The sequence below is a fragment of the Streptomyces sp. NPDC104307 genome (assembly GCF_055584045.1).
The window spans coordinates 1-25,692 of sequence record NZ_JBVJMU010000005.1; the positions used below are offsets into that span (position 1 = coordinate 1).

A 25,692-nucleotide genomic window follows, 5' to 3' on the forward strand; every position below is an offset into this window, starting at 1 on the left:
ATGGTACTGCAGGGGGGACCCTGTGGGAGAGTAGGACGCCGCCGAACTCCTTTTAATAGTTAAGCCCCGTGCCCTTGTGGCACGGGGCTTTTCTGTGTTTCCCGACCAGGTTCCCGGTACCCCCGTGTACCTGCCGGCCGCCCCTGAGGGTAGGGTCAGGAAGCATCATTGGCACGTTCTTCACAGGAGGCCCCCGGGTGGAGGTCCAGGAGACCCGCGTTCAGACGAACCGGGTACTCACCATCCCCAACATCCTCAGCATGGCTCGCCTCGTCGGCGTACCTGTCTTCCTGTGGCTGATTCTCCGCCCCGAGTTCGGCGGACCCAAGAGCGACAGTTGGGCGTTGCTCGTGCTGATGTTCAGCGGTATCAGCGACTACCTGGACGGAAAGCTGGCGCGTCGCTGGAACCAGATCAGCAGCCTTGGGCGACTACTCGACCCGGCTGCCGACCGTCTCTACATTCTTTCGACCCTGGTCGGGCTGACCTGGCGGGAGATCCTCCCGCTCTGGCTCACCGCAGCGCTACTCGCTCGCGAGCTGATGCTTCTCGTCATGGTGGGAATCCTGCGCCGGCACGGCTATCCGCCGCCCCAGGTGAACTTCCTGGGCAAGGCGGCTACGTTCAATCTGATGTACGCGTTTCCCTTGTTGCTGCTCAGCGACGGAGGTGGTTGGCTTGCAACGCTGGCCTCTGTTTTCGGATGGGCGTTCGCAGTATGGGGTACAACGCTCTACTGGTGGGCAGGAGTGCTTTACGTGGTTCAGGTCCGCCGGCTTGTGAAGGCGGATGCAGTAGCCGACTGAGCCTGTTGATGCGGTGCCGCGCAGCGTGGCCGGCCCGCGGCTGATGACACAGATGCTGCCCCGACGGGCGAAGTCGGCTAGACCGTCGTCTCTTCGAGGAGGACGTTTCCGACATGAAGGCCGTCGTGATGGCTGGTGGTGAAGGCACTCGCCTTCGCCCCATGACCTCAAGCATGCCCAAGCCGCTCCTGCCCGTAGCCAATCGGCCGATCATGGAGCATGTGCTTCGGCTGCTGAAGAGGCACGGGCTCAATGAGACGGTTGTGACCGTCCAGTTTCTCGCGTCCCTGGTGAAGAACTACTTCGGGGACGGCGAAGAGCTCGGAATGGAGCTCAGCTATGCCAACGAGGAGAAGCCGCTCGGCACCGCGGGCAGCGTGAAGAATGCCGAAGAGGCATTGAAGGACGATACCTTCCTCGTCATCTCCGGTGATGCCCTCACCGACTTCGATCTCACCGACCTCATCGCCTTCCACAAGGAAAAGGGCGGCCTGGTCACGGTCTGCCTCACCCGTGTACCGAATCCCCTGGAATTCGGGATCACTATCGTGGACGAAGCGGGCCAGGTCGAGCGGTTCCTGGAGAAGCCCACCTGGGGTCAGGTCTTCTCGGACACCGTCAACACGGGCATCTACGTGATGGAGCCCGAGGTCTTCAACTACGTCGAGGCCGATGCCTCCGTCGACTGGTCCGGAGACGTCTTCCCGCAGCTCATGAAGGAAGGCAAGCCCATCTACGGCTATGTCGCCGAGGGCTACTGGGAGGACGTCGGAACGCACGAGAGCTACGTGAAGGCCCAGGCCGACGTTCTTGAGCGCAAGGTCGACGTGGAGATCGACGGCTTCGAGATCTCGCCCGGAGTATGGGTGGCCGAAGGCGCGGAAGTACACCCTGACGCCGTACTCCGAGGCCCCCTGTACATCGGTGACTACGCCAAGGTCGAGGCCGGGGTCGAGATCCGTGAACACACGGTCATCGGGTCGAACGTCGTCGTGAAGAGCGGGGCGTTCCTGCACAAGGCCGTGGTGCACGACAACGTGTACATCGGTGATCACAGCAATCTGCGTGGCTGTGTCATCGGAAAGAACACCGACATCATGCGTGCCGCCCGGATCGAGGACGGCGCAGTTATCGGCGACGAATGCCTCGTCGGCGAGGAATCGATCATTCAGGGCAACGTCCGCGTCTACCCCTTCAAGACCATTGAGGCAGGCGCGTTCGTCAATACCTCGGTGATCTGGGAGTCGCGCGGACAGGCTCATCTGTTCGGAGCGCGCGGCGTCTCCGGAATTCTGAACGTCGAGATCACGCCGGAACTGGCTGTCAGGCTGGCAGGCGCGTACGCCACGACGCTGAAGAAGGGCTCGACGGTCACCACCGCGCGTGACCACTCCCGGGGCGCCCGAGCGCTGAAGCGCGCGGTGATCTCGGCACTTCAGGCCAGCGCCATCGATGTCCGCGACCTGGAGAACGTACCGCTGCCCGTGGCGCGTCAGCAGACCGCCCGCGGTAGCGCCGGCGGCATCATGATCCGCACGTCGCCGGGTGTCCCCGACTCCGTCGACATCATGTTCTTCGACGCGAGCGGTGCGGACCTCTCCCAGGCCCAGCAGCGGAAGCTGGACCGTGTCTACGCCCGGCAGGAGTACCGCCGCGCCTTCCCCGGCGAGATCGGTGACCTGCACTTCCCGTCCAGTGTCTTCGACTCGTACACCGGATCCCTGCTGCGGAACGTGGACACCGCCGGGATCGCCGACGCCGGCCTCAAGGTCGTCGTCGACGCCTCCAACGGCAGCGCGGGGCTTGTTCTGCCCAGCCTGCTGGGGCGGCTCGGTGTGGACGCGCTGACCATCAATCCCGGGCTGGACGAGTCGCGTCCCACCGAGTCCGCCGAGACCCGGCGGTCCGGACTGGTGCGGCTCGGGGAGATCGTCTCGTCGGCCAGGGCAGCCTTCGGCGTCCGGTTCGACCCGGTCGGCGAACGGCTCTCCCTGGTCGACGAGCGGGGCCGGATCATCGAGGACGACCGGGCCCTGCTCGTCATGCTCGACCTCGTCGCCGCCGAGCGGCGCAGCGGACGGGTGGCGCTGCCGGTGACCACCACCCGGATCGCCGAGCAGGTGGCCGCGTACCACGGCACCCAGGTCGAGTGGACGACGACGTGGCCCGACGACCTGACCCGGGTCGGTCGCGACGAAGGCACCATCTTCGGTGGAGACGGTCGGGGCGGCTTCATCGTTCCGGAATTCAGCAGCGTCTTCGACGGCTCGGCCGCTTTCGTGCGGCTGATCGGGCTGGTGGCCAGGACGCAGCTCACGCTCAGCCAGATCGACGCACGTATCCCGCGCGCCCATGTGCTGCGCCGTGATCTGGCGACTCCGTGGGCCGTGAAGGGGTTGGTGATGCGTCGGGTCGTCGAGGCCGCCGGAGACCGTGACGTCGATACGACGGACGGCGTGCGGGTCGTCGAGGCGGACGGTCGCTGGGTGATGGTGCTGCCCGACCGGGCGGAAGCGGTCACCCATCTGTGGGCGGAGGGGCCGGACGACGCATCGGCGCAGGCCCTCCTGGACGAGTGGTCGACCATCGTCGAGAGCGCGGGCGACTGAGCCGTCCGGCCGCGGCGGGCGGGGAACGCTTCGCCGCGGCCGGACGGTTCGCGTTCACGCGGTCCGCCGGAGTGCGCCGGCCGGCGGCTCCCGGCGGCCCGGTGGGGCCATTCGGCGGTAGCCGCTGCGACGTGCGACGATGTGCGGCATGTCGCAGCAGCCCCCCGATCGGAGTACGGCCTCGCCGCCCGCGCGCCCCGACGCGTCCATGTCGCTGCTGACCAACGTGATGGACCACAGCCTGGACGACGGATACGCCGAGGCATCGGCCCGTCGCAAGGCCGACGGCCGGGCCGGCCTGCCCCGTACGCTCAAGGCGAAGCTGGGCTTCGCGGCGTGCCTGGTGCTGGCCGCGCTCGTTGTCACTCTGGGAGCCGCGCAGGCACGGGTCTCCGCGCCGGTCCTCGCCAAGGAACGCGAAGAGCTGATCGACCGGATCGACGCGGAGACCGACGCGGCCGACACCCTTGAGGACCAGGTCGAGAAGGTCCGCGACGATGTCGGCAGACGCCAGCGCAAAGCTCTGGAAAAACACGGCGGCGACCAGGCGGAGCTGGTGGCGCTGCTCTCCGGTGCGACCGCCGTGCACGGGCCCGGCGTGAAGCTGGTCGTCGACGACGCGAAGGACACCGACCAGGGCGGCGGCGGACCGCGTGAGACCAGTGGCTTCTCCGACACCGGACGGGTCCGGGACCGGGATATGCAGCGGGTCGTCAACGGGCTGTGGCAGTCCGGCGCCGAAGCGATCGCCATCAACGGGCAGCGTCTGACCGCCCTGTCGGCGATCCGCGCCGCGGGCGACGCCATACTGGTCGACAACAAACCGCTCGTGCCGCCGTACTCGGTGCTCGCGGTGGGGGACGGGAAGAAGCTCGGTGCCGCCTTCCGTGACAGCGCCGACGGCCAGTACCTGCAAGCGCTGAAGGACACCTTCGACATCAGGACGAGCATCTCCGTCCAGGAGAAGGTGAGTCTCCCGGCGGCCCCGAGCCTGATCGTACGGACAGCAGAGCCTTATAAGGCCGCAGACACCGGCAGTGGTGCGGCAGACACAGGGAAGGGCACATCGTGATCGCCGTACTGGGCCTCGTCGTGGGAGTCGTGGTCGGACTGTTGGTCCGGCCCGAAGTGCCGGCGGTGGTCGAGCCGTACCTCCCGATCGCCGTCGTGGCCGCCCTCGATGCCGTCTTCGGCGGCCTGCGGGCGATGCTCGACGGAATCTTCGTCGACAAGGTCTTCGTGGTCTCGTTCCTCTCGAACGTGGTCGTGGCCGCCCTGATCGTCTTCCTGGGAGACAAGCTGGGCGTCGGCGCGCAGCTCTCCACCGGTGTGGTGGTCGTCCTGGGTATCCGGATCTTCTCCAACGCCGCCGCCATCCGCCGCCACGTCTTCCGGGCCTGAGGCCGATGAGCAACGACGAGGAATTCACCGGTGACCGGGAACAGCCCGGCGAGCGGCCCGTGGACGCGCCCAAGGAGCTCACCGGACGCCAGCGGCTGATCGCCGGCATCTGGCCGCCGCGGGTCACCCGCGCCCAACTCATCGTCGCGGTACTGCTGTTCGTGCTCGGACTGGGACTCGCGATTCAGGTGCGGTCCAACAGCGACAACAGTGCCCTGCGTGGCGCGCGCCAGGAGGACCTGGTCCGCATCCTCGACGAGGTGGACGACCGTTCGCAGCGGCTGGAGGACGAGAAGCAGCGCCTGGAGGACCAGCGCACGGAGCTGGAGAACAGCTCCGACCAGGCGGAGGAGGCCCGTAAGCAGACGGTCGAGAAGGAACGCCAACTCGGCATCCTCGCGGGCACGGTGGCGGCGCACGGCCCGGGAATCACCCTCACCATCAACGATCCGGGTGACGCGGTCGAGGCGGACAAGCTGCTCGACGCGCTTCAGGAACTCCGGGCCGCCGGCGCCGAGGCCATCGAGGTCAACGGCGTGCGAGTGGTGGCCAATACGTACTTCTCCGGTGACGGTGGCGCCATCAAGGTCGACGGGCGGAAGATTCCGGCTCCGTACGTCTTCAAGGTCATCGGCAAGCCGCAGGATCTGGAACCGGCGCTGAACATCCCGGGAGGCGTCGTGCAGACGCTGGAGAAGGAGCAGGCCACCGTGCACGTGTCGCAGGCCGAGGACATTGTCGTGAACGCCTTGCGACCGGCGGAGCGGCCTGACTACGCTCGGTCGTCGGCCCAGTGAAACCGGGACGCGTGGGCGTCGGGGGACACGGGCAGAAGGTTGCGGGGGGTCGCCGCATCGTATTCGTGGCGCGTGGTGGAAACTGTCGAGTAGATACGGACGTTGTGAAGATGTCCGGGTCGGCAGGTGTGTTCATTCAGGGTTCGTCCTGCCCCACGGGCGGGTCTGTTTCGGTCAAGGGGAATCGCCCGTGAAGTTGTTTGGAAAGTTGTTCGGCAAGAGCGCACGCGATGAGGCTGCCCGCCATCGTGCGCCGCGCAATGGTCAGGCCGATGAGCAGGGCTCGGAGCGCCCGCTCTTCCGTGATCAGGTGGGAGGCCCGGGGGGTGACAATTCGGGCGCGTCGTCTGTTGACCCCGCCGGTCCCGGCCGCATAGGTTTCGGAGAACCGTCAACCTCAGGTACGGGTGGAGGGTTCACCCCGGGGCAGGAGGGTTCGTCCATGCCGGTCTGTACGAGGTGCGGCCACCGCAATGCCGAAGCCAGCCGTTTCTGCTCCAACTGCGGCGCGCCGCTGAGGGGCGGGGTCCCCGAGCGGGCCTCGGAGACGACATCGACCATCTCCATCTCGGGCCTTGAGGCCTACGAGGCGGAGGCGACCGGGCAGACGTCGGCCCCGTCGCTCTCGCCCGAGGCCCAGGCCGCTGTGGACGCACTGCCGCTCGGCTCGGCGCTCCTGGTGGTGCGCCGCGGTCCGAATTCGGGCAGCCGCTTCCTGCTGGACGGTGAGCTGACTACGGCCGGCCGCCACCCGCAGAGCGACATCTTCCTCGACGACGTGACGGTCTCGCGCCGCCACGTGGAGTTCCGCCGGAGTCCCGACGGCAGCTTCACGGTCGGGGACGTGGGCAGCCTCAACGGCACGTACGTCAATCGAGAGCGCATCGACTCCGTCGCGCTGTCCAACGGCGACGAAGTGCAGATCGGCAAGTACCGGCTGGTCTTCTACGCGAGCCAGCGGGCCATCTGACCCGCCCCTGACTCCGTCGGGGGGACCCCGAGGAAGGTCCATGCTGAGAACACCGACGGGCGGTGCCGGAAACGGCACCGCCACCGCCGAGGACCGCCCGATGAGCATCGGCACGGTGCTCCTGCAGCTGCGGGACGAGTTTCCCGAAGTCACCATCTCCAAGATCCGGTTTCTGGAGGCGGAGGGACTCGTCGAGCCGCAGCGGACGCCCTCCGGTTATCGCAAGTTCCGCCACGACGACGTCGAGCGGCTCGCCCAGGTGCTGCGGATGCAGCGGGACCACTACCTTCCGCTCAAGGTCATCCGCGAGCACCTGGACGCCGTCGCCCGGGGCGAGCGCGCCCCCCTGCCGGCCCCGGACAGCGAGCGGGACTTCACCGACGGCAGCTGGACCGGCGGGACGGGCCGGGCCACCGCCGCCCGCATCGGCCGGGCCGAGCTGCTCGCTGCCGCGGAGGTCACTGAGAGCGACCTCGACGCGTGGGAGTCCTACGGTCTGGTCGTGCCGTCGGCCGACGGCGGATACGACGCGGAGACGGTCACCGTCGCCAGGCTGGTGGCGGATCTGGGCCGATTCGGTCTGGAACCGCGGCATCTGCGTGCCATGCGGGCGGCCGCGGACCGGGAGGCCGGGCTGATCGAGCAGGTGGTCGCACCCCTGCGCCGGCACCGGAATCCGCAGACCAGAGCCCATGCCGAGGCCACCGCGAAGGAGCTGGCGGAGCTCTCCGTACGGCTGCATTCGGCCCTCGTACAGACCGCGCTCCAGATCAGACTCCACTGATCCGCGTGGGCCCCGACTACCCAAACCGGCCGAGCACGTCCTAGGGTTGCTGTGTGAACGAGCTCGACGTTGTGGGTGTCCGGGTGGAAATGCCCTCCAACCAGCCGATCGTGCTCCTGCGTGAAGTGGGAGGCGACCGGTACCTCCCCATTTGGATCGGTCCTGGCGAGGCGACCGCGATCGCCTTCGCCCAGCAGGGCATGGCTCCGGCGAGGCCGCTGACCCATGACCTCTTCAAGGATGTGCTTGAGGCCGTGGGCCAGGAGCTCACCGAGGTCCGGATCACGGATCTCAGGGAAGGGGTCTTCTACGCGGAGCTGGTCTTCGCGAGCGGAGTCGAGGTGAGTGCGCGGCCGTCCGACGCCATAGCGCTCGCCCTGCGTACCGGAACGCCGATCTACGGCAGTGACGGGGTGCTCGATGACGCGGGAATCGCGATTCCCGACGAGCAGGAGGACGAGGTGGAGAAGTTCCGCGAATTCCTCGACCAGATCTCGCCGGAGGACTTCGGCACGAACAGCCAGTGACGTCCCGACGGGGCGCCGTCAGCGCATCCGACAAGCCTTTCCCGGCCGAGGGTCACGGGAAACCACCCTCAGGGTGATTATCACTCGGCGTGCCGAGTGTGGCGATCGTTGACGCACCCCGGGTGACTGCCTACCTTCGAGTGGGCAGGTCAAGGACGGAGGTCGGCGTGGGAAGCAGCGGCGACGGTGCGGCAGTGGGTGGGCCGTATCCGCAGCAGGGGAGTACAGCCGACCAGACCATCAGGCAGCCGGCTGCGCCGGCTGCGGTGGCGGGGGGCGGCGTGGCATCGGCCAAGGACATCGGCTATCGCGGGCCGACGGCATGCGCGGCGGCGGGGATCACTTATCGACAGCTCGACTACTGGGCCCGTACGGGCCTGGTCGAGCCGAGCGTCCGGCCGGCCTACGGGTCGGGCACACAACGGCTCTACAGCTTCAGGGACGTCGTCCTGCTGAAGATCGTGAAGCGCTTCCTCGACACCGGGGTGGCCCTCCAGAACATCCGCACCACGGTTCAGCACCTGCGGGCCCGCGGCTTCCAGGACCTGGAGCGCATGACGCTGATGAGCGACGGGGCGACGGTCTACGAGTGCTCCTCGCCCGCCGAGGTCGTGGAGCTGCTCCAAGGGGGGCAGGGCGTCTTCGGTATCGCCGTGGGGGTGGTCTGGCGGGACGTCGACGCCGCACTGTCACAGCTGCACGGCGAGCGGGTGGACACCGGCGAGACACTGATCGGGAACAACCCCGCCGATGAGCTCGCCCGACGGCGCAACCGGGCCGGCTGACCCGGTGACCCCCGGCGGTTCCGGGCCGCCCGGGGCCGGCCGGCGGGGGAGCGCCGTCCGGCGATTGTCAGTGCCATGGGGCAGCATCGGTTGATGTGAGAGCCGTGCCGACCATCCTGCATCTGGACATGGATGCCTTCTACGCCTCCGCCGAGCAGGCGTCGAAGCCGAGCCTGCGCGGCAAGCCGGTCGTCGTGGGCGGGCTGGGGCCCCGTGGGGTCGTCGCCACCGCCTCGTACGAGGCCCGGCGTTTCGGGGTCCACTCGGCCATGCCGATGGCGCAGGCCAGACGACTGGCGCCTAACGCCGCGTATCTGGTGCCGCGCTTCGCGCTCTACCGGGCGGTGAGCGACCAGGTCATGGAGCTGCTGGGCCGCCTGTCGCCGCTGGTGGAGCCATTGAGCCTGGACGAGGCCTTCGTCGACCTGGAGGCGGGCGGCACCGCGGACGACACGGCCTCCGCGCTGGCCATCGGCGAGCAGCTGCGCGAGGCGATCGAGGCGGTCACCGGACTCAGCGGATCCGTCGGCCTGGCCGGCTCCAAGATGCTGGCCAAGATCGCCTCGGAGGAGGCGAAGCCCGACGGGATCATGCTGATAGAGCCGGGTACCGAACGGGAGATGCTCGCGCCCATGCCGGTGCGCACCCTGCCCGGCGTCGGACCGGCCACCGCGGACCATCTGCGGCGCGCCGGGATGACCACGGTGGACGACCTGGCCGAGGCGGGCGAGGCGGAGCTCGTACGGCTGCTGGGCAAGGCGCACGGCAGCTCACTGCACCGGATGGCCTCCGGCCACGACGACCGGCCGGTCGTCGCCGAGCGCGACGCGAAATCGGTCTCGGTCGAGGACACCTTCGACACGGACCTGCACGACCGGGTCCGGGTCAGGAGCGAGGTCGAGCGCCTTGCCGACCGGTGTGTCCAGCGGCTGCGCGCGGCGGAGCGCTCGGGCAGGACCGTCGTGCTGAAGGTGCGTCGGTACGACTTCTCGACCCTGACCCGCTCCGAGACGCTGCGCGGGCCCACCGACGACCCCACGGTGGTCCGGGAGGCCGCGGCCCGGCTGCTGGAGTCCGTGGACACCACCGGGGGAGTGCGGCTGCTGGGAGTGGGCGTCACCGGGCTGGCCGACTACACCCAGGAGGATCTGTTCGCGCAGGCGGCCGGCGAGCGCGCCGCGGCCGGGCTCGCCGCAGCCCTTGCCGCCGCCGCGCCGGCCGGTGGTGCGGAGGCCGCCGGGGACGCCGGAACGGACGAGGGCAGCCCGCAGCCCGTGGAGCCGGAACCGGAGAGCGCCGAGCAGCTCGCCGCCCGGCGCTGGCCGGCCGGACACGACGTGCGGCACGACGCCCACGGCCACGGCTGGGTGCAGGGCAGCGGGGTCGGCCGGGTCACGGTGCGCTTCGAGGAGCCGGAATCGGCGCCCGGCCGGGTGCGTACGTTCCGTATCGACGATCCGGAACTCCGGCCGGCCGATCCGCTGCCGCTCGTACGGGACCCGGCCGACTACTCGTCCTGGCCGGCCAGCCTGCCGAAGTCCCGGTCGGGGGCGGTCTCCTCGGGCGGGGAGTCCAGACCGTAGTGCCGGTAGAGCTGGAGCTCCTGTTCCGGCGAGAGGTGCCGGCCGACCCCGAAGTCGGGTGCGTCCCTGATCAGCGCGCGGTCGAAGGGGACGCGAAGCACGTCCTTGACGAATTCGCTGGGTTCCAGCGGGACGAAGGCGTCCCGGCTGAACAGTCCGGTGCGTACGGCCGCCCACTCCGGCACACCGGTCGCGTCGTCGAGGTACACCTCGTCCACGGTTCCGATCTTGGTGCCCTCGCGGTCGAAGGCCTTGCGGCCGATCAGGCTGCGCGGATCGATGTCGGTCTGCACGGTCCCTCCCACGGGTCGCGGGTACTCCACAGGAACCACAGAAGTGCAGATCCGTGGGCTTGGCCACTCGAAAACTCTGCCGGGCACCCCGCTGGTAGGCTGGGGGCGGCTGCTTACCCCGTGCGGGAGAGTCCTCCGGAGCGAGTCCGGAGGCGCCGAAGGAGCAAATCCTCCCCGGAATCTCTCAGGCCCCCGTACCGCACGGACGAGGTCACTCTGGAAAGCAGGGCGGGTTCCGCACGGCCGGGTGCCGGGTGGGTCCCTCCCTCACCGACGGTGAAAGCCGGTGCGCGCAGTGGGCACCGGTGAAGCTCTCAGGTTGAGATGACAGAGGGGGAGGCCGTTCGGGCACCCCGCGCCGCGGTGCCCCTCGCAGGTCGTGACAGACCAGGAGGCCTCCACCATGACCCCCCGCCGCACTTCGCTCTCCCAGCTCGAACAGGGAATCCCGTTCGAGCAGCGTCATATCGGTCCCGACGCCGCGGCGCAGGCGAAGATGCTCGCCCAGGTCGGTTACGGCTCGCTCGACGAGCTCACCTCGGCCGCCGTGCCCGACGTCATCCGCAGCGCGGAGGCGCTCCAGCTGCCGGAGGCCCGCACCGAGGCCGAGGTGCTGGCCGAACTGCGGGCGCTCGCCGACCGCAACCAGGTGCTGGCCCCGATGATCGGGCTCGGCTACTACGGCACGTTCACCCCGCCGGTGATCCTGCGCAACGTGATGGAGAACCCCGCCTGGTACACGGCCTACACGCCGTACCAGCCGGAGATCTCCCAGGGCCGCCTCGAAGCCCTCCTGAACTTCCAGACGATGGTCGCGGACCTGACCGGACTGCCCACCTCCGGCGCCTCGCTGCTCGACGAGGGCACCGCCGCAGCCGAGGCGATGGCGCTGGCGCGGCGCGTCGGCAAGGTGAAGAACGGCGTCTTCCTGGTCGACGCCGACGCCCTCCCGCAGACCGTCGCCGTGATCCGGACCCGCGCGGAACCGACCGGTGTCGAGGTCGTCGTCGCCGACCTGACCGACGGCATTCCGGCGGAGATCGCCGAGCGCGGCGTCTTCGGCGTACTGCTCCAGTACCCGGGCGCCTCCGGAGCCGTGCGCGACCTGCGGCCCGTCATCGAACAGTCCCACGAGCTGGGCGCGATCGTCACCGTCGCCGCCGACCTGCTGGCGCTCACCCTGCTCACCTCGCCCGGCGAGCTGGGCGCGGACATCGCGGTGGGCACCACACAGCGCTTCGGCGTGCCGATGGGCTTCGGCGGACCGCACGCCGGCTTCATGGCCGTGCGCGAGAAGTTCGCCCGCAGCCTGCCGGGCCGCCTCGTCGGCGTCTCCGTGGACGCGGACGGCAACAAGGCCTACCGGCTGGCCCTGCAGACCCGCGAGCAGCACATCCGCCGCGAGAAGGCCACCAGCAACATCTGCACCGCCCAGGTGCTGCTCGCCGTGATGGCCGGCATGTACGCCGTCTACCACGGCCCCGACGGGCTGCGGACGATCGCGCGGCGCACCCACCGCTACGCCGCGATCCTCGCGCAGGGCCTGCGGGCCGGCGGCGTCGACGTCGTCACCGACTCGCACTTCGACACGCTCACCGTCCGGGTGCCCGGCCGGGCCGCGGAGGTCGTGGCCGACGCCCGCGAGCGCGGTGTGAACCTGCGGCTCGTCGACGGCGATCTCGTCTCGCTCGCCTGTGACGAGACCACCACGCGTACGGAGATCGCGTCCGTCTGGGCGTCCTTCGGAGTCACCGGTGACATCGAGGCGCTGGACGCCACGACAGTCGACGCGCTGCCCGAGCAGCTGCTGCGCTCCGATGACGTGCTGACCCACCCGGTCTTCCACCAGCACCGTTCCGAGACCGCGATGCTGCGCTACCTGCGCAAGCTCGCCGACCGCGACTACGCGCTGGACCGGGGGATGATCCCGCTGGGCTCCTGCACCATGAAGCTGAACGCGACCGCCGAGATGGAGTCGATCACCTGGCCCGAGTTCGGCGCGCTGCACCCCTTCGCGCCGGCCGAGCAGGCGCAGGGCTTCCTGACGCTCATCCGCGAGCTGGAGGAGCGGCTGGCCGAGGTCACCGGCTACGACGCGGTGTCCATCCAGCCGAACGCCGGCTCGCAGGGCGAGTTCGCCGGGCTGCTGGCCGTCCGGGCGTACCACCGTGCCAACGGTGACGAGGGGCGGACGGTCTGCCTGATCCCGTCCTCCGCGCACGGCACCAACGCGGCCAGTGCGGTGATGGCCGGCATGCGGGTCGTCGTGGTGAAGACCGCCGACGACGGCGAGGTCGACATCCAGGACCTCCGCGCCAAGATCGAGCAGCACCGCGACGAGCTGGCCGTGCTCATGATCACCTACCCGTCGACGCACGGTGTCTTCGAGGAGCACGTCGCGGACATCTGCGCCGAGGTGCACGACGCGGGCGGCCAGGTGTACGTGGACGGCGCCAACCTCAACGCGCTGGTCGGGCTCGCCAAGCCGGGCCACTTCGGCGGCGACGTCTCGCACCTGAACCTGCACAAGACCTTCTGCATCCCGCACGGCGGCGGCGGCCCCGGCGTCGGCCCGGTCGGGGTGCGCGCGCACCTGGCGCCGTACCTGCCGAACCACCCGTTGCAGCCCGCCGCCGGTCCGGAGACCGGGGTCGGCCCGATCTCGGCCGCGCCGTGGGGCTCGGCCGGCATCCTGCCGATCTCCTGGGCGTACGTACGCCTGATGGGCGGCGAGGGCCTGAAGCGTGCGACGCAGGTCGCCGTACTCGCTGCGAACTACATCGCCAAGCGGCTGGAGCCGCACTACCCGATCCTGTACAACGGCCCGGCCGGGCTCGTGGCGCACGAGTGCATCGTGGATCTGCGGCCGATCTCCAAGGCGACCGGTGTCAGCATCGACGACGTGGCCAAGCGGCTCATCGACTACGGCTTCCACTCGCCGACCATGTCGTTCCCGGTCGCGGGCACGCTGATGATCGAACCGACCGAGAGCGAGGACCTCGCGGAGCTGGACCGCTTCTGCGACACGATGATCGCCATTCGCGGCGAAATCGAGAAGGTGGCCTCCGGCGAGTGGAGCGCGGACGACAGCCCGTTGGCCAATGCTCCGCACACGGCGGCCGCGCTGGGCGGGGACTGGGCGCACGGCTACAGCCGTGAGGTTGCGGTCTTCCCGGCCGGGGTCACCGCCGCGGACAAGTACTGGCCGCCGGTCCGCCGGATCGACGGTGCGTTCGGTGACCGTAACCTGGTCTGCTCCTGCCCGCCGCTGGACGAGTACGACAACTGACGGGACCGACGTCATGGACGTCGTCGTATGACGCGGGACCGCGTCGGGGCCGGTTCGGAGATCTCTCCGGGCCGGCCCCTCCCCGTATCTGCCTCGGTCAGGCGGCCTTCATCACCCGGCCCGTTCCCAGCGGCCGGTGGGGCGCGATGATCTGCCCGTCCGGGAGCAGCTCACCGGTGTCCTCGAAGAGCAGGACGCCGTTGCACAGCAGGCTCCAGCCCTGTTCCGGATGGTGTGCCACCGGGCGGGCTGCCTCCCGGTCGGCTGAGTCGGCTGTGGGGCAGGGTGGCTGGTGCTGACACATGGCTGGGTTCTTTCGCTGCGTTGAGTTGAGTGTCCTGCGGCTTGAAGAGGTGTTCATGGCCGCCCCCCGTATCGATCGGTCCGGTCCCAGTGTTGCCCCACGGGCGTCAATCCGCAGGGATTTCGCGGCAGCGCTGCTTCTCCTCTCATGACGCATCACCCGGCCGGACGGTTCAACGCAACTGCCCTGTCACTTCGGGTGGTTCGGGGTGGCCGGATGGGGCTAGTCCGGATGGGGCGCGGATGCGCCCCGCGCGCTGTGCCCCGCCACCGGAATCGGTGGCGGGGCACAGTGAAGTGGGGGGCGGCCTGAGGTCAGGCCGGGGAGCCGAGCAGGGGGCCGGGGCCGGGCGTGATGCGGGTGGTGATCACGGGAAGCAGATCGGCGACCTGGTGCGGACGGTGTGCCGCGATGCCCGGAGGAGCGGGAGCCAGCGGTACCAGCAGATCGGCGGGTGCGGGGGACCCGGTGGACGCGTCGGCCTCGGTGTCCTCGTGCAGCCACAGCGCCAGCATGTAGAGCTCGGGAATGGACAGCAGCCTCGGCTGGTAGTGCGTGCTCACCGCCTCCGCCTGGCGCAGGGCGAGTTCGGTCGAGGCGATGTAGGGGCCCTCGAAGAAGTGCGAGAAGGTCCAGCCGTCGGGGGTCAGCATGGTGTCCGCCGCGGCGATCGCCCGCTCCGCGCCGCGGATCTGGAAGCGCCAGGCGGCGAGCCGGGTGGTGGGTGCGAGTCCGCCCGGTCCGCTGCCGTCCAGCACGTGTACGGGGAGCGGGTGTTCGGGGCTCAGGGGGCCCTGGGCCGACCGCAGGGCAGGTGTTCGGGCCTCGCGGACCGCGGTGGGTGAACCGAGTGCCGCGAGGACGCTTCTCAGCGCGGGCGCGGGGGCCGGAGGAACATGCAGGGGCATAGTGGGTCGCCTCTCACTTCGGAGACACGGTGGAGCGTGGGCGGGTGCAGACGGCGCTGTCGGCGTGCGGGGCCAGAGGAGGCCGGTGACTGAGCCGGTGCGTCAACTCTCTGCCTCGTCCGCGGAGTTTATACGACACGTGTTCACGCGGTGATTCCACTAGCCGTCACTACTATTGCCGGCAAGGCAGTATCCAGACTTTATTATGCGGAGATTATGCTGATTCGGCGTGAGCGGCGCCGCTGCGGCCTCGGGTTTTCCCTCCGACGCGGTAGGCTGAAACACGTCGGTGCATTTCTCGCGCCCCGAACGGTGGAAACCGCTCACTGCGTCATGCCGAGTGAATGTGCCCCGGGCCGCGGTCATCAGATTAGCGGGTGCGCACCGTCCGCGGGGCGTTATGGATCACTCCGTCTGGGCATTATCGATCGTGACGCGAGCGGCCTGGGCCGCGGGCTGCCCACTCATGGAGGGACACGTCGATGGGGGAGAAGGTCGTGGCGGGCGCCTTTGACCTGTCCGATCGGCAGAGGTACCGACGGAAGCTCCACCAGTGCCTGGAGGGGCTGGAGAGGCTGCTGGCGGAGCGGAGATTCGACCGGCCGCGCAACCTCATGGGCATGGAGATCGAGCTGAACCTGGCGGGTCCCGACGGCATGCCGAAGATGTTGAATGGACAGGTTCTTGAGCGCATCGCGAGCCGCGATTTCCAGACGGAACTCGGGATGTTCAATCTGGAAGTGAACATTGTTCCCCATCGGCTGGACGGCCGCGTTCTCGATCAGCTGGCAGAAGAGCTGCGGACCGGCCTCGGATATGCCGACCGGAAGGCCGGTGAGGTCGATGCGGGGATCATGATGATCGGAATCCTGCCCACCGTCGGCAGCGCGGACATGGTCCGCGGGAACCTCTCCGATGTGGACCGCTACGCGCTGCTGAACGACCAAATGGTGGCGGCGCGCGGGGAGGATTTCTCCCTCGATATCGAAGGTGTGGAGCGCCTGGTCTGCACCTCGGGGTCGATCGCACCGGAGGCGGCCTGCACCTCGGTCCAGCTCCATCTGCAGGTGACCCCGGAACGGTTCTCCGACGTGTGGAACGCCGCCCAGGCCGTTGCCGCGGTCCAGGTGGCCCTGGGCGCCAATTCGCCCTTCCTGTTCGGCCGGGAGCTGTGGCGGGAGTCGCGTCCGCCGCTCTTCCAGCAGGCCACGGACACCAGGCCGCCCGAACTGCAGAACCAGGGGGTGCGTCCCAGGACCTGGTTCGGGGAGCGGTGGACGCGTTCGGCGTACGAGCTCTTCGAGGAGAACGTGCGCTACTTCCCCCCGCTCCTGCCCATCTGCGACGAGGAGGAGCCGCTCCGGGTCCTCGACGAGGGCGGCGTGCCCCGGCTCCAGGAACTCGTGCTGCACAACGGCACGGTCTACCGCTGGAACCGGCCGGTGTACGGGCTGTCGGACGGCGTTCCCCACCTCCGGGTGGAGAACCGGGTGCTGCCCGCCGGACCGACCGTCGCGGACGTGATCGCCAACGCCGCGCTCTACTACGGGCTCGTGCGGGCCCTGGCGGAGGAGTCCCGCCCGGTGTGGACCAGGATGCCGTTCGCCGCGGCGGCCGAGAACTTCGACACCGCCTGCCGCCGGGGCATCGACGCCGAGCTGCTCTGGCCCCGGCCCGGCCGCGCCGGCGGGCTGACCCGGGTGCCGGCCGCCAAGCTCGTACGGGACGAACTGCTGCCGCTGGCGGCCGCCGGGCTCGACGCGTGGAACATCGAACCCGCCGACCGCGACCACTATCTCGGGATCATCGAGGAGCGCTGCAAGCGACGGACCAACGGGGCGTCGTGGCAGGCGGACACCTATCACCGGGCGCGCGAGGCCGGACTGGGGCGGGACGCCGCGCTCGCCGCCATGACCCGGCGGTACGCAGAACTGATGCAGGCCGGAGAGCCCGTGCACAGCTGGCCGGTGGGCATCGCGGGGATATGAGCGGCCGGGGCCGGACCCGGGCGGGTCCGGCCCACGCGCGCTCGGGCCGGACCCAAGGACGGGACCGCACCAACCCCTCGCGTTCGACGCGGCGCGGCGGCTACTCCCGGGCGGCGCGGCCGCTCTGCCCGGCGGTCATGACCGCCTGGAGGATCACTGCCTGGATCTCGGCCGGGTCGTTGACCTGGTAGCCGCCGCCACCGGTCACCTTGGCTATCTCGTTCACCTCTTCGCGGTCGGCGTCGGGGCCGACCGCGATGGCGAGCAGCGGAACCGGTCGCTCGGGGTCGGCGATCCGGGTGAGTTCCGCGATCAGGGCGCTGCGCGAGATGGAATGGTCATCCTGGTTCGAGCCGTCGGTGAGGATCACCACGGCGTTGAACTTGCCCTTCACATAGGTGCGCTGCGCCTCCTTGTAGGCGGCCAGTGTGGTGTCGTACAGCCCGGTCGCCCCGTCCGGCACGGGCTGCAGCGCCGAGAAGGCGTCCGTGAGCTTCGCACGGTGGGTGCCGCCGTCCTTCGCCTTCTCCCCGAGCCGGCTGGTCGCCACCAGCCGGCGGTAGTCCTTGTCGCCGTCGAGCCTGGTGGCGAACTCCCAGAGGCCGATCTCGTCGTTCGGGGTGAACTGGTTGAGGGCCTCGATCAGGGACGCCTTGGTGACGTCCATCCGGGACTGGTTGCGGCCCGGCACGATCGTGGCCATCGACCCCGAGGCATCGACGACGGTGGTGAGCCGCGCGCTCTGCACGGTGATCGTCCACATGCCGAGCGTTTCCTGAAGTGTCTCGTCGGAAGGCGCCGTGGCGGGTGAGGTGGCGTACGGCTGAGGCGACCTGCCGCCCGCAGAGGCGACCAGCGCGCCGCCCGCCGTGCCGTCGACCGTCCGGAAACCGTGCTCCTCCAGTGTGCGCTGCGAGCTCTCCTCGGACAGCAGGGTCATGAACCGCAGCGCCGCCCGGCTCTTGTCCGTGCTGAGCTGATCCTCGTTGACCAGCGCGAAGGGATAGTCGAGCAGCGGGGTGCCATCCTTGGGGTAGAACAGGTTGAGCTTCCCGGCCCCGGTCGACTCGGCGTTGTGGGCGAACGCGGCCTGCTCGGACAGCAGCACCGCCTGGTTGCGGGCGGGGTTGCCCTCCTCTGCGCCCGAGTCGTCGCCGGCCAGGGTCCCGAGCGCCTGGGTATCGCCGTCCGACATCCGCTGGGCGAGGAGCTTGGCGGTGGCCGCGACCCTGGTGTCGCTGTCCCCGCCCTGCTTGTCGGAGGACGCGCCGATGCTGGTGAGCGCGAGCAGCCCGGTGGCGCTGCGCGCCGGGTCGGCCGAGCCCAGCCGTACTTTGTCCGACTCCATCGCTGTGGCCATCAGCTCGGCCCAGGTGTACTTCTTCTTCGGCCAGCCGAGGGTCCTGGCGGCGGAGGGCACCATGGCCAGGGCCACCGGGGAGGTGGCCACGGAGTCGCCCGGGGTGACGGGCACGGCGTCGCCGGTCCCCTTCGCCCGGCTCAGCCAGAGGTCGGAATCCGGCAGCCACATCTGGTAGTCGGGCTTGCTGGTGCCGGCGGCGAGCGCGTCGGCGACCTTGTACGAGTCACGGGCCAGCACCTCCACGTCGAGGCAGTGGCCGTCGGATCTCAGATCGTCCTTGCGGGCCTTGTCGGCCACCGCGCGCACGGCGGGCGCGATATCGGGCGAGGCCACCATGGACAGGTGCACCGCGGAGTCCTCGCAGGACTTCGAGAACGACAGCAAGCCCCCCTGGGCCGCTACCGCCGTTCCCGCCGCCACGGCGAGAACGAGCGCGGTGGCGATGGCTACGGTACGACGGCGGTTCGGCGGACGGTCCCCGCTTCCGTCCGCCGTGTAGTCGTCGGGCAAGCTGTGACGTCCCATGTCGGTGGTGCCCCTCCTTGAGGATGAACAAGGAAAAGGGGGACCACACCATCGGCAATGGTGCTTGTCCCCCGGCCTGTCGCGCATGATCTTCGTACCTGTATTCGAGACCCTAGCGGGGCGGGGAGTGGCATGGGACGTGAATGCACAACTGAAGGCAGGTGTACAGGTGGAGGCGGGGCGCGTGGCTGATTCTTATCCTCAGGAGGCCGTGTCACGACGGATCTTGCGGTCCGAGACGGTGTTGGTGCTGGCGCTCTCGCTGGGAGCCAGCGGGGTATCTGCCCTGATCAGTTTTGTCGGATCACTGACGAAACCAGGGGGTTTGAAGGATCAGGCGGCGACGCTCAACAGTTCCTACGCACCCGGCCGTCCCTGGCTGGATCTCGCCTGGCAGCTCTTCGGTATCGCGACCGCGCTGGTGCCCGTCGCGCTGGTCGCCCATCTCCTGATCCGTGAGGGGACGGGCCTGCGGGCGATCGGTTTCGACCGGACCAGGCCGGGATCGGATCTGGGGCGCGGCACGCTGGTGGCGGCGGGCATCGGCAGCGCCGGACTGGCCTTCTATCTGGTGGCGCGGGCCGCCGGATTCAACCTCACGGTCGTCCCCGAGTCGCTGCCCGAGGTGTGGTGGAAGTTCCCGGTACTGATCCTGTCGGCGGTCCAGAACTCCGTACTGGAGGAAGTGATCGTCGTCGGATACCTGCTGCGCCGGCTGGGGCAGTTGGGCTGGACTCCGATGGCCGCCCTGGTGGCCAGTTCGGTGCTGCGGGGCTCCTACCACCTCTACCAGGGGATCGGCGGCTTCATCGGGAACATGGCGATGGGCGTCGTCTTCGTGCTGCTGTACCGCCGTTGGCAGCGGGTGGGGCCGCTGGTCGCCGCGCACGCCCTGCTCGACATCGGGGCGTTCGTCGGATACGCGCTGCTCGCCGGAAAGGTGGGCTGGCTGCCCACTCCGTGAGCGGCCGCCGGGCCGGGCTCCTGGAGGGCGGGTACCTGGAGGGGGTGTGCGGGTGATCCGCACGCCCCCTCCAGGCGTTCGCTCCTGTCCGTGAGGGCGAGGGCCCCTCCTCCTGCCCTTTTACGGGGCGACGAGCAGTTCTCCGTCCAGGACCGTGACGGCGTCGCCGGTCAGCAGGGTCCGGTCACCGCGCAGGGCGGTGCGGACGAGACCGGACCGGGCGGACGCCTGGAGGCCGGTCAGCTCTTCGCGGCCGAGCCGGGCCGACCAGAACGGCGCCAGGGCGGTGTGGGCGCTGCCCGTCACGGGGTCCTCGTCGATGCCCACGGCGGGGAAGAAGCCGCGGGAGACGAAGTCGTAGCCGGACCCGGTGGCCGTGGCCGTGGCGATGACGCCGCGCCGCGAGTGGGCGGCCAGTGCCGCGAAATCCGGGGTCAGCCCCCGTACGGCCGCCTCGTCGGCCAGTTCCACGAGCAGGTCGCCGAGGTGCGGGCCCGTGTCGTGTACGGATACGGGCTCCGCGCCCAGTGCGGCGGCCAGCCAGTCCGGCGTGGCCTCGGGGGTCAGCGGCGCGGTGGGGAAGTCGAGCGTGAGCGAGCCGTCCGGCCTGGCGGTCGAGGTGAGGACGCCGCACCGGGCGGTGAAGCGCACCGTGCCGCTCGCGACGGCCGTGGTGTGCAGGACGTGGGCGGTGGCTAGGGTGGCGTGGCCGCACATGTCGACCTCGGTGGCCGGGGTGAACCAGCGCAGCGCCCAGTCCGCGGCGCCGCCCGGCGGCAGCGGGTGCGCGAACGCGGTCTCGGACAGGTTCAGCTCCGTCGCGATTTGCTGGAGCCGGCTGTCGTCGGGGAAGCCTTCCGGGCCGAGCAGCAGGACGCCCGCGGGGTTGCCGGTGAAGGGGTGGTCGGTGAACGCGTCGACGATTCGAATCCTCATGCCGCGACCGTAGGCGCGCCGCGAAGCCGTGGGCCAAGGCCAATTCCGGATCCGCGGACTGATCGGCCCCGTCCCGGAGCGGGTGTCACATTCGCGGGCCCGGCGGTGTCTTCATGCCGAAGCAGGAAAACGTTCGAAGGAGAACACGATGGCACTGCGCATCCCGAAGGCCGAGCTCCCCGCCGAGCTCCGCGAAAACCTGATCAAGCAGCTCGGTTCCGTGCCCGAGCCCAACGAGGTGCTGTGGAACAACCCCGAGCTCGCTGAGGCCAACCAGGAGTTCTCGGCCAAGGTGGGCACCTGGGACGCGGCCGACGCGAGCCTCAAGACATTCGCGCACATGGCCGTCGCGGCCCAGATCGGTTGCAGCTGGTGCCTCGACATCAACTACTTCGCGGCACAGAACCAGAAGCTGGACCTGACCAAGGCGAGCCAGGTGCCGCGCTGGCGGGAGTCGGAGGTGTTCACGCCATTGGAGCGGGAGGTGCTGGAGTACGCCGAGGCCATGACGAACACGCCGCCGACCGTCACCGATGAGCTGTCGGCGAGTCTGCTCGGCCGGCTCGGCCCGGCGGCGCTGGTCGAGATCACCGTGTTCATCGGCTTCGCCAACCTGGCGGCCAGGTGCAACACGGCTCACGGGATCACCTCGCAGGGCTACTCCGATGCCTGCGAGATCCCGCTGGCCGCACGTCCCGAGACGCCCGATACAGCGTCGAAGGCATGACCGAGGACCCGTTCGTCGCCCATCGCAGTCTGCTGTTCACGGTCGCCTACGAGATGCTCGGCTCGGCGGCCGACGCGGAGGACGTGCTGCAGGAGTCCTGGCTGCGGTGGGCCGAGGTCGACCGGTCGCGGGTGAACGACGCGCGGGCGTACCTCGTCAGGACCGTCACACGGCAGGCGCTCAACCGGCTGCGGACGTTGGCGCGCAGCCGCGAGGACTATGTCGGCGAGTGGCTGCCGGAACCGTTGCTGACCAGCCCTGATGTCGCCGAGGACGTAGAGCTCGCGGAGAGCGTCTCGATCGCGATGCTGACCGTCCTCGAAACGCTGGGGCCGACGGAGCGGGCGGTGTTCGTGCTCCGCGAGGTCTTCGAGCTGCCGTACGGCGAGATCGCCGGGGCCATCGGGAAGTCCGCGGCCACGGTGCGGCAGATCGCGCGGCGCGCACGCGAGCATGTGGCGGCCAGGCGTCCGCGGGTGCGGGTGAGCCGGTCGGAGCAGCAGGCCGTGGTGGAACGGTTCCTGCGGGCTCTGCGCACCGGGCAGTTGCAGGAGCTGGTCGAGGTCATGGCGCCGGACGTGGTCCTGATCGCCGACGGTGGCGGGCTGGCGGCCGCCGCTCTGGCTCCGATCCATGGGGTCGAGCTGGTGGCGAAGGTGCTCGCGCGCACCAACCAGGTCGACGCGGCCACGCTCGCGACGACTGCCGTGTGGCTCAACGGCGCACCCGCGGGCCGGATCGAGATCGACGGCGAGCCGGCCACAGCGGTGAGCCTCGTGGTGGAGAACGGGCAGATCACCCGGGTCTACTTGGTGAGAAACCCGCGGAAGCTGACGCGACTGGACGAGCCGGCTGAACTCGCCAGGTAGGCCGGCTGCTGCTCCGGTGTCGTGAGTGTTCCGGGCGAAACCGCCCGGAACACTCACGACCGCGAGTCGGGCCGGCACCCGATGGCGTTCCTGCCCAGTCTGTCCTGTCCCGAAGAACGCAGTGAAGGCCGCGTGGTCTCACCGAAGCTCCATCGCCGGTTGCCGGTTGCCGGTTGTCGGTCGCGGGCCGTCGGGAAGTCATATCCGGTGCGGTGCGGCTCCGTCCCGCCGGCGGTAGAGGTCGCGCAGCAGGGAGATCTCGGCGCCGTGATGGATCAGCTCCCTGTTGACGTGCAGGACGCGGTTCTCCATCGGCAACCGCTCGGGGCCCACCTTGGGCGGATTGTCCAGGTCGGCGTCCGAGAGCTCACAGACCCCCGCGTTCCACCTCCCGTACATCTCATCGAGCTGTTCCAGCGCCTCGTCAGCGGTCCCCGCGTAGGCGAATGTCCGGAAGTCGACGTCCTGGCCGCCGAAGTGCCATCCGACCCGATAGCCGAGGCATGAGACGGTGATGTGCGCCAGCCGCCAGGCGATCGTGGTCACCGGAGCCGGCACCGGGTCGGGGGATGCGGAGTCCATCGTCCACTTCCCCGAACCTGCCGACATCGGTGCGGCCGACGTGCCACGGGGGCGGATGCTCCAGCAGTCACGCACAGGCTCCCAGAAGTACTCCTCGTCGGTAAGGCCGTCCAGCCCTGGCCGCAAGTTCTTGTGCCAGTACCAGTCCAACTGCTCCGCGAGCCGCTCGCTTCTTGTCATTGCCGCACATTACAGACCCGTCGAGCAGAGCCACCGTCGCCGACTTCACCAACCGGTTTCAGCAGGGGGTTTGTCAGGCGACCGGTTCCGATATATCGTTGAAGCATCGCGACCGATCAACGATAGAAGGAGTACAGTCATGCGATCCCACGGATATGAACACGGACATGGACATGGCGGGCACGGCGAGCGCGGACGGGGTGACTTCGAGGGGCGCCGGGCGGCCTTCGGGCAGTTCGGGCCGCCTTTCGGCGGCGGACCTTTCGGCGGTGGCCCCTTCGGGGGCGGGCGCGGCCGGGGTGGCGGCCGGGGAAGGGCGCGCCGCGGTGACGTACGTGCGTCGATCCTGGCCCTGCTGAAGGACCGGCCGATGCACGGCTACGAGATGATCCAGGAGATCGGCGAGCGCAGCGGCGGGGCCTGGCGGCCCAGCCCCGGCTCGGTGTACCCGACCCTCCAGCTCCTGGAGGACGAGGGCCTGATCGTCAGCGCCAGCGAGGGCGGCAAGAAGCTGTTCACGCTGACCGACACCGGCCGCACCGAGGCGGAGTCGGGCCCCGAGGCGCCCTGGGAAGAGGCCGGCCGCGGCGTCGACTGGGAAGGGGTCAACGAGATCCGGCAGGCCGGATTCGGCCTGATGGAGGCGTTCGGCCAGGTCTGGAAGACCGGCTCTGCGGACCAGCGCGAGAAGGCGCTCACGGTCATCAACGACGCCCGCAAGAAGCTCTACCTGATCCTCGCCGACGAGCACTGAGTCGGCGGTGCGAAGGCTGAGGAGTTGTACGTCGAGAAGGCCCCGCGGGATATCCGCGGGGTCTTCTCGACGCCGGTGTGCGAACGGCTGGTGTGTGCGGCCGGTCCGCCGGTCCGGCCGTCCGTCGGTTTTCAGGCGACGATCAGTCCGTCCAGCTTACGCAGCGACTCGATGAGGGCGGCAGTGGCTGAATCCTTGAGCTTGCCGGCCATCAGGGAGACCGCCGCCCCCGTGAACTCGCCGTCGATGCGGACCGTGGTGGCGTCCCCGTCGGGTGTCAGCGCGTAGCGCATCTTCAGGTTGACGCCCATGGGGCCCTTCCCGGTGGTCGTCAGCAGGCGGCCGTCTTCCAGCTCGGCGATCGTCCACGTCACCTCGGCCGGGAACCCCATGAGCTTCATGTTCTCCTCATAGGTGCCCGCGAGCTCCAGCGCGGCCGGTCCGCCCTTGGGGAAGCTGGTGTGGGTGGCGTTCCACTCCCCGTACGTGCTGAAGTCGGTCAGCTGGGCCCAGACCTTCTCGGCCGGTGCCTCGATGCGCGCCTCTGCACTGACTTCGGCCATGCGACCACCCCTTCTCGGCGGGTTACGGTGTCGCGGAACGTAGCCGCAGGGGCTTCAATATTCAATACTGATGAACTGTCAGGTCTCAGGTTCTGTTCAGATTCAGGGTTACGTTCCGGCCCGCCAGATCCGCGCGGAGTCGAAGCGGTCGGAGGCGCGCGGGTGCGGACCGTCGTCGTGGCAGTGGAACGCTGCCCAGAACAGGTCGGCGGGCAGCGCGTCGCGGGGCGCGTGGACCCGGTAGACGTAGTCACGCCCGTCCAGTGCGGGCAGGGCGACCAGCCAGCTCACCTCCGGCACCCCTCCCGTCGCCGCAACAGTGCTCCGGGCTGTGGGACGTGTACGGAGACGGTTCCGGTTGCTCCTTGAGCGCAGGGCAAGGCGGCGCGCGCCGATTCCCGGGATTGGGTTCCAGAACGGCGTGATCTCATCCGTAAGGAGGAGGAGTCGCGCTTCTGTGCCCAACTCGGGTGGGATGCGTCAATGGGCCTCTCCGGGGACGATCCGGTCTGTCAGGGCTGATGAGGTGGGAGTGTGCAGAACCGGACACCGCGGATTCCTCAGCAACCCGCACCGAACCACCGTGCCGAGACGGACGCCGAACTCACCGATGAGCTGGCCGCCGTGGTGACGGGTGCGCGCAGGCGCGCCCTCCGTGACGGCGATCAGCAGATCGACACGGCTCATCTGCTGCACTCCCTGATCGAGTCCGACCCCGCGGTCCGCACCGCCTTCGACGGCGGACCGCAACTGGCCAGGGTGCTCGGCTATCTCGTCCAGCGCAGTATCGGCTACGGGCTCCGCTGGCAGGGTGCGATCGAGGACTCCGGGGCCATCCCGGTCGTCCCGGCCGCGCCGAACGCGGTGGCCGAGGGCTGGTCGCCGGCCGCCGGGTCCGCGATGGGGGAGGCCCATCGGCGCGCCCGGCTCCTGGGCCGGGAACGGGCCTGCGGGCTCGATCTGCTCGCCGCGATCGCCGCGGACCGGCAGTGCCGGGCTGTCGAGGTGCTGGAGCGGGCGGGCGTGGACGCGGATCTGCTCGCGGACCGGATCGTCGACACCTCCGGCCAGGGCTGACCGCAGGGGCCGGGGGCGACCGCAGGGCTGATGCGGTGACAGCGGGCTGTCGGGGTGCGTCAGGTGTCACCGGGATGACGCTCCTGACGGCAGCTGTCATGATGTGCC

At 69.5% G+C, this 25,692-nt stretch carries 25 protein-coding genes and 1 riboswitch; of the genes, 17 read left to right on the forward strand and 8 right to left on the reverse strand.

Annotated elements, in window-relative coordinates:
* The first annotated feature begins 197 nt into the window (after nt 1-197).
* From ACZ601_RS15270 to ACZ601_RS15315, 10 genes are all read left to right on the forward strand, one after another.
* Entirely contained in the window at nt 198-806 is a 609-nt protein-coding gene (locus ACZ601_RS15270; protein WP_469537635.1) for a CDP-alcohol phosphatidyltransferase family protein, read from the forward strand.
* 113 nt (nt 807-919) lie between these two features.
* On the forward strand, nt 920-3,415 hold the full coding sequence (locus tag ACZ601_RS15275; protein ID WP_440579204.1) for a sugar phosphate nucleotidyltransferase: 2,496 nt from the start codon (nt 920-922) through the stop codon (nt 3,413-3,415).
* Nucleotides 3,416-3,563: 148 nt separating this feature from the next.
* Nucleotides 3,564-4,487 carry a DUF881 domain-containing protein gene (locus tag ACZ601_RS15280; protein ID WP_371774309.1) on the forward strand — a complete coding sequence of 308 codons (924 nt, stop codon included), beginning with the start codon at nt 3,564-3,566 and terminating at the stop codon, nt 4,485-4,487.
* Entirely contained in the window at nt 4,484-4,816 is a 333-nt protein-coding gene (locus ACZ601_RS15285; protein ID WP_003970459.1) for a small basic family protein, read from the forward strand. Before ACZ601_RS15280 ends, ACZ601_RS15285 begins: the two co-directional genes overlap by 4 nt.
* A gap of 5 nt (nt 4,817-4,821) precedes the next feature.
* Nucleotides 4,822-5,613, forward strand: a complete 792-nt coding sequence (locus ACZ601_RS15290) for a DUF881 domain-containing protein (RefSeq protein ID WP_469537637.1) — start codon at nt 4,822-4,824, stop codon at nt 5,611-5,613.
* A gap of 61 nt (nt 5,614-5,674) precedes the next feature.
* Nucleotides 5,675-6,583 carry an FHA domain-containing protein gene (locus ACZ601_RS15295; RefSeq protein WP_440579232.1) on the forward strand — a complete coding sequence of 303 codons (909 nt, stop codon included), beginning with the start codon at nt 5,675-5,677 and terminating at the stop codon, nt 6,581-6,583.
* Nucleotides 6,584-6,623: 40 nt separating this feature from the next.
* Complete coding sequence (gene ftsR / locus ACZ601_RS15300; protein WP_469537640.1) at nt 6,624-7,367, forward strand: transcriptional regulator FtsR; 744 nt, start codon at nt 6,624-6,626, stop codon at nt 7,365-7,367.
* A gap of 53 nt (nt 7,368-7,420) precedes the next feature.
* Nucleotides 7,421-7,894: a bifunctional nuclease family protein gene (locus ACZ601_RS15305; protein WP_006123076.1), complete on the forward strand. Its 474-nt coding sequence runs from the start codon at nt 7,421-7,423 to the stop codon at nt 7,892-7,894.
* A 167-nt stretch (nt 7,895-8,061) separates the two neighbouring features.
* Nucleotides 8,062-8,679 carry a MerR family transcriptional regulator gene (locus tag ACZ601_RS15310; RefSeq protein WP_024493231.1) on the forward strand — a complete coding sequence of 206 codons (618 nt, stop codon included), beginning with the start codon at nt 8,062-8,064 and terminating at the stop codon, nt 8,677-8,679.
* A gap of 95 nt (nt 8,680-8,774) precedes the next feature.
* The gene (locus ACZ601_RS15315; protein WP_469537643.1) at nt 8,775-10,262 is read left to right on the forward strand and encodes a DNA polymerase IV; all 1,488 of its coding nucleotides are present in this window, start codon (nt 8,775-8,777) and stop codon (nt 10,260-10,262) included.
* Here ACZ601_RS15315 and ACZ601_RS15320 read toward each other — a convergent pair.
* Nucleotides 10,187-10,555, reverse strand: coding sequence for a PRC-barrel domain-containing protein (locus ACZ601_RS15320; RefSeq protein ID WP_440578344.1), 369 nt, complete (start codon nt 10,553-10,555; stop codon nt 10,187-10,189). The two genes, ACZ601_RS15315 and ACZ601_RS15320, sit on opposite strands and share 76 nt — an antisense overlap.
* Before the next feature lie 113 nt (nt 10,556-10,668).
* Nucleotides 10,669-10,765, forward strand: a riboswitch (glycine riboswitch).
* 193 nt (nt 10,766-10,958) lie between these two features.
* Here ACZ601_RS15320 and gcvP point away from each other — a divergent pair.
* A complete protein-coding gene (gene gcvP, locus ACZ601_RS15325; protein ID WP_469537646.1) occupies nt 10,959-13,844 on the forward strand; it encodes an aminomethyl-transferring glycine dehydrogenase in 2,886 nt (961 codons plus the stop codon).
* Between the two features lie 97 nt (nt 13,845-13,941).
* On the opposite strand, the gene ACZ601_RS15330 is transcribed toward gcvP, so the two are convergent.
* A complete protein-coding gene (locus ACZ601_RS15330) occupies nt 13,942-14,148 on the reverse strand; it encodes a DUF5999 family protein (RefSeq protein WP_024493227.1) in 207 nt (68 codons plus the stop codon).
* A 314-nt stretch (nt 14,149-14,462) separates the two neighbouring features.
* Nucleotides 14,463-15,056, reverse strand: a complete 594-nt coding sequence (locus ACZ601_RS15335; protein WP_469537649.1) for a hypothetical protein — start codon at nt 15,054-15,056, stop codon at nt 14,463-14,465.
* A 482-nt stretch (nt 15,057-15,538) separates the two neighbouring features.
* Here ACZ601_RS15335 and ACZ601_RS15340 point away from each other — a divergent pair, with 482 nt between their 5' ends.
* Entirely contained in the window at nt 15,539-17,044 is a 1,506-nt protein-coding gene (locus ACZ601_RS15340; protein ID WP_469537650.1) for a glutamate-cysteine ligase family protein, read from the forward strand.
* A gap of 100 nt (nt 17,045-17,144) precedes the next feature.
* On the opposite strand, the gene ACZ601_RS15345 is transcribed toward ACZ601_RS15340, so the two are convergent.
* Nucleotides 17,145-18,932 (reverse strand): substrate-binding and VWA domain-containing protein, encoded by a 1,788-nt coding sequence (locus ACZ601_RS15345; protein ID WP_469537653.1) that lies wholly within the window; start codon nt 18,930-18,932, stop codon nt 17,145-17,147.
* A gap of 184 nt (nt 18,933-19,116) precedes the next feature.
* On the opposite strand from ACZ601_RS15345, the gene ACZ601_RS15350 reads away from it, so the two are divergent.
* Nucleotides 19,117-19,896, forward strand: a complete 780-nt coding sequence (locus tag ACZ601_RS15350) for a CPBP family intramembrane glutamic endopeptidase (protein ID WP_469537656.1) — start codon at nt 19,117-19,119, stop codon at nt 19,894-19,896.
* 120 nt (nt 19,897-20,016) lie between these two features.
* Here the strand turns inward: ACZ601_RS15350 and ACZ601_RS15355 are convergent, their stop codons facing one another.
* The gene (locus tag ACZ601_RS15355; protein WP_469537659.1) at nt 20,017-20,832 is read right to left on the reverse strand and encodes a PhzF family phenazine biosynthesis protein; all 816 of its coding nucleotides are present in this window, start codon (nt 20,830-20,832) and stop codon (nt 20,017-20,019) included.
* 148 nt (nt 20,833-20,980) lie between these two features.
* Between ACZ601_RS15355 and ACZ601_RS15360 the strand changes: the two genes are divergently transcribed.
* Nucleotides 20,981-21,559: a carboxymuconolactone decarboxylase family protein gene (locus ACZ601_RS15360; protein ID WP_469537661.1), complete on the forward strand. Its 579-nt coding sequence runs from the start codon at nt 20,981-20,983 to the stop codon at nt 21,557-21,559.
* Nucleotides 21,556-22,428, forward strand: a complete 873-nt coding sequence (locus tag ACZ601_RS15365) for an RNA polymerase sigma-70 factor (protein WP_469537664.1) — start codon at nt 21,556-21,558, stop codon at nt 22,426-22,428. Before ACZ601_RS15360 ends, ACZ601_RS15365 begins: the two co-directional genes overlap by 4 nt.
* 198 nt (nt 22,429-22,626) lie before the next feature.
* On the opposite strand, the gene ACZ601_RS15370 is transcribed toward ACZ601_RS15365, so the two are convergent.
* Nucleotides 22,627-23,190, reverse strand: coding sequence for a DinB family protein (locus ACZ601_RS15370; protein WP_469537667.1), 564 nt, complete (start codon nt 23,188-23,190; stop codon nt 22,627-22,629).
* A gap of 139 nt (nt 23,191-23,329) precedes the next feature.
* Here ACZ601_RS15370 and ACZ601_RS15375 point away from each other — a divergent pair, with 139 nt between their 5' ends.
* On the forward strand, nt 23,330-23,944 hold the full coding sequence (locus tag ACZ601_RS15375; protein WP_469537670.1) for a PadR family transcriptional regulator: 615 nt from the start codon (nt 23,330-23,332) through the stop codon (nt 23,942-23,944).
* A 131-nt stretch (nt 23,945-24,075) separates the two neighbouring features.
* Here the strand turns inward: ACZ601_RS15375 and ACZ601_RS15380 are convergent, their stop codons facing one another.
* Both ACZ601_RS15380 and ACZ601_RS15385 read right to left on the reverse strand, forming a co-directional pair.
* Nucleotides 24,076-24,507, reverse strand: a complete 432-nt coding sequence (locus tag ACZ601_RS15380) for a type II toxin-antitoxin system Rv0910 family toxin (protein WP_469537672.1) — start codon at nt 24,505-24,507, stop codon at nt 24,076-24,078.
* 108 nt (nt 24,508-24,615) lie between these two features.
* The gene (locus tag ACZ601_RS15385) at nt 24,616-24,798 is read right to left on the reverse strand and encodes a hypothetical protein (protein ID WP_440576643.1); all 183 of its coding nucleotides are present in this window, start codon (nt 24,796-24,798) and stop codon (nt 24,616-24,618) included.
* Between the two features lie 243 nt (nt 24,799-25,041).
* Between ACZ601_RS15385 and ACZ601_RS15390 the strand changes: the two genes are divergently transcribed.
* The gene (locus ACZ601_RS15390) at nt 25,042-25,584 is read left to right on the forward strand and encodes a peptidase (RefSeq protein ID WP_469537675.1); all 543 of its coding nucleotides are present in this window, start codon (nt 25,042-25,044) and stop codon (nt 25,582-25,584) included.
* The last annotated feature ends 108 nt before the right edge of the window (nt 25,585-25,692 follow it).